The organism is Haloarcula sp. Atlit-47R, from assembly GCF_003665985.1.
Taxonomy (GTDB): domain Archaea; phylum Halobacteriota; class Halobacteria; order Halobacteriales; family Haloarculaceae; genus Haloarcula; species Haloarcula taiwanensis.
The window spans coordinates 1-4,143 of the sequence record NZ_QPLQ01000014.1; the positions used below are offsets into that span (position 1 = coordinate 1).

The 4,143-nt window shown below is 57.4% G+C and carries 3 rRNA genes; all 3 read right to left on the reverse strand.

Annotation, left to right across the window (positions count from 1 at the left end):
* Positions 1-77 (reverse strand): 5S ribosomal RNA (gene rrf, locus DVK00_RS20590); the annotation flags it as partial.
* Positions 78-208: 131 nt separating this feature from the next.
* Positions 209-3,143: ribosomal RNA gene (locus DVK00_RS20595) — 23S ribosomal RNA — on the reverse strand.
* Positions 3,144-3,511: 368 nt separating this feature from the next.
* Positions 3,512-4,143: ribosomal RNA gene (locus DVK00_RS20600) — 16S ribosomal RNA — on the reverse strand; the annotation flags it as partial.

Below are 4,143 nucleotides of genomic sequence, written 5' to 3' on the forward strand. Positions count from 1 at the left end.
TCCCCGGAACGCTGGCGGGCTTATCTTCCGTGTTCGGGATGGGTACGGGAGGCAACCCCGCCGCTGTGGCCGCCTAACGCCGAGTCGCGGAATCGAACCGCGAGGATACCGGTCTCGGTCGGTCTCCACCGTGTGTCCGTGCGATCCAGTTTGCGCCTGGACTCGTTCAGCGACGAGTAAATCGTCGGTGAATGAGTCACAGTGCGTATGAATGATGGCTTTGGTCTGTTAGTGCTCGTGGGCTCAACGTCTCGTTACCTCGACGCGCACACCCCGAGTCTATCGACCGCGTCTTATACGCGGGACCTCGGCGGTGTCTCTTTTCCAAGTGGGTTTCGAGCTTAGATGCGTTCAGCTCTTACCCCGTGTGGCGTGGCTACCCGGCACGTGCTCTCTCGAACAACCGGTACACCAGTGGCCACCAACCGTAGTTCCTCTCGTACTATACGGTCGTTCTTGTCAGACACCATAACACACCCAGTAGATAGCAGCCGACCTGTCTCACGACGGTCTAAACCCAGCTCACGACCTCCTTTAATAGGCGAACAACCTCACCCTTGCCCGCTTCTGCACGGGCAGGATGGAGGGAACCGACATCGAGGTAGCAAGCCACTCGGTCGATATGTGCTCTTGCGAGTGACGACTCTGTTATCCCTAGGGTAGCTTTTCTGTCATCAATTGCCCGCATCAAGCAGGCTAATTGGTTCGCTAGACCACGCTTTCGCGTCAGCGTTCCTCGTTGGGAAGAACACTGTCAAGCTATCTTTTGCTCTTGCACTCTTCGCCGGGTCTCTGTCCCGGCTGAGATAGCCATAGGGCGCGCTCGATATCTTTTCGAGCGCGTACCGCCCCAGTCAAACTGCCCGGCTATCGGTGTCCTCCTCCCGGAGTGAGAGTCGCAGTCACCGACGGGTAGTATTTCACTGTTGACTCGGTGGCCTGCTAGCGCAGGTACCTGTGTAGCGTCTCCTACCTATGCTGCACATCGGCGACCACGTCTCAGCGACAGCCTGCAGTAAAGCTCCATAGGGTCTTCGCTTCCCCCTGGGTGTCTCCAGACTCCGCACTGGAATGTACAGTTCACCGGGCCCAACGTTGGGACAGTGAAGCTCTGGTTAATCCATTCATGCAAGCCGCTACTGATGCGGCAAGGTACTACGCTACCTTAAGAGGGTCATAGTTACCCCCGCCGTTGACAGGTCCTTCGTCCTCTTGTACGAGGTGTTCAGATACCTGCACTGGGCAGGATTCAGTGACCGTACGAGTCCTTGCGGATTTGCGGTCACCTATGTTGTTACTAGACAGTCCGAGCTTCCGAGTCACTGCGACCTGCTCCGTTCCGGAGCAGGCATCCCTTCTTCCGAAGGTACGGGACTAACTTGCCGAATTCCCTAACGTTGGTTGCTCCCGACAGGCCTTGGCTTTCGCCGCCATGGACACCTGTGTCGGTTCTCGGTACGGACATCATGCTCGTCTTTTCATGGGCCCCAGGTTGAATCACCTTGCGCTGTGCCGCCGTTCGTCCGCTTCGTGCCATTACGGCTTCCACGGAGTTTGACGGTTCGACCGGGCGAAGGCCCGGCGTGATCGACCCCAGGGCGTCGACTTTCACTGCATGATGGCACGGGAATATTAACCCGTTTCCCATTTCGTCTCAGTCGAGTTGCGGTGAGACTTAGGACCGGCTAACCCTCAGCTGATCAGCAGTGCTGAGGAACCCTTATCCATTAGGCCGTCGGGGTTCTCACCCGACTATCGCTGCTACTATGGCCAGGATTTTCGTCACCAATCGGTCCACAGGAGTTCTCACCCCCGCTTCCATCCAATTGGAGCGCCAATCTACTCGATCACCCTGTAACGGGTGCGGACAGGTCTCGGTGGTGGATTTGAGTCCCGATCATTTTGGGCGCCTCAAACCTCGGCCGGTAAGCTGTTACGCTTTTCTTAGAGGGTAGCTGCTTCTAAGCTCACCTCCCGGCTGTCTAGGGCTCGAGACCACCTTCAGAGGATTACACTTAATCCACACTTGGGGACCTTAACCTATCTCTGGGTTGTTCCCCTCCTGGTACACAGGCTTACCCCGCGCACCGGAATCCCCGCGTCGAACGGCGTCTGTAGGTTTGGAGTTTGACAGGTGTGCCGACTCCTCTCGGAGGCGGACACACCAATCGGTCGCTCTACCCCACAGACTACCTCGGCGGAGGTCATGCTTCGACATGTTTCGATTGGAACCAGCTGTTGCCGGACTCGATGGGCCTTTCACCCCTACACATAGATCACGAGAGGGTATTGTAGGACACCAACTCTAACAGACTTCCACGTGCCTTTCGGCACGCTTCATCTTGTCCATGCGTAGATCGTCCGGATTCGGGTCGTGTCCACATGGCTCCCCGCGCTTGAACACGGCGGCCCTCGGGCAAATGAATGCCCTGCGGCCATGTCGGTTTCCCTGTGCCTCCCCGGATACTCCGGTTAGACTTGCCATACAGACACACTCCCTGGCTCGTTTTTCAAAACGTACGACAGAACATCGGCTTCCCGTGAGTCTTACTGGACGCTCGCGCGTCGGTCATTCGTCATGGGACCTTGTATGCCCTGTCGCTCGATCGCCAACTGATTTCATGCTCTATTTCGCCTCCCTTCTGAGGGTACTTTGCAGCGTTCGTTCACACTACTTGTTCACTATCGGTCTCAGGTTGTGTTTAGCCTTCGCAGTCGATGCCTGCGTTATTCGCGAGGGATATCCAACCCCCGCTACTCTGGCACTACCGCACAGCGTACTGGTCTCGAGTACGGGGTTGTCACCCTGTATCACGCTCTGTTCCAAGAGACTTCGTCGAGACGGTCGGCTGATGAGAGGTAGCCCGGACACCACATTGCCCGTGAGGGCTTCGGTTTGGGCTGTATCGCGTTCACTCGCGGTTACTGACGACATCACGTTGCGTTTTCTGTTCCTCCCGATACTGAGATGTTTCAGTTCTCGGGGTTCCTCATTGCGCGAAGCAATTGCAGAGGAGATTCTCATTCGGAAATCTGTGGTTCTTGGCCTCCGTGCGGCTCCCCACAGCTTATCGCAGCTTGGCACGTCCTTCATCAGCGCCTGAGCCGAGCAATCCACCAGCTGGCATAGTAGCCAACGTCGTTGTGACTCGTTCAACTGAACGAGTCCAGTGGACGCCTGGATCGCACGTACACACGGTTTCATATTCGCCCCCAAGGTGGAGATGGTGGGCGAATCGACCCTTCCCAGGCTCGGTTTCACCCGGCCTGGTGCATCTGTCGTCGTATCATATCCCATCGCCGTCCCACACTTAAGGGGCACGGTTCGGGAGCGATACGAAGTACGGACCCGTCGGGAGTTGCACCCGACATCCCGTGAAGGGATATCCGCCTCGGATAGGTCTTGTGAGCCCAGTGGGCCCATGCAGTAGTCGGCGCTTGCCGACTCGCGGTGACTTGTGGTCACCAGTCAGTGTAGGTGGGTCAGGGCAATGCCCTGATCCCGATCAGTAGGAGGTGATCCAGCCACAGATTCCTCTACGGCTACCTTGTTACGACTTAAGCCCCCTTGCGGAGCCCAGATTCGACCGTCGCATGACGGCCTCATCCGGACCCCACTCGGGTGCTTTGACGGGCGGTGTGTGCAAGGAGCAGGGACGTATTCACCGCGCGCTTCTGACACGCGATTACTACCGAATCCAGCTTCATGCGGGCGGGTTTCAGCCCGCAATCCGAACTACGACTCCGTTTGGAGATTAGCTTCGCCTCTCGGCGTCGCATCCCACTGTCAGAGCCATTGTAGCCCGCGTGTTGCCCGGTCCATTCGGGGCATACTGACCTACCGTTGCCCATTCCTTCCTCCGCTTTAGCAGCGGCAGTCCTCCTAGTGTACCCAACCACCGCAGGGGTGTTGCTGGCAACTAGAAGTGTGGGTCTCGCTCGTTGCCTGACTTAACAGGACGCCTCACGGTACGAGCTGACGGCGGCCATGCACCTCCTCTCAGTAGCGTCGGGTAAAGTCGTCAACCTGACCGTCATTACTACTGTCGGGACCGGTGAGATGTCCGGCGTTGAGTCCAATTAAACCGCAGGCTCCTCCGGTTGTGGTGCTCCCCCGCCAATTCCTTTAAGTTTCATCCTTGC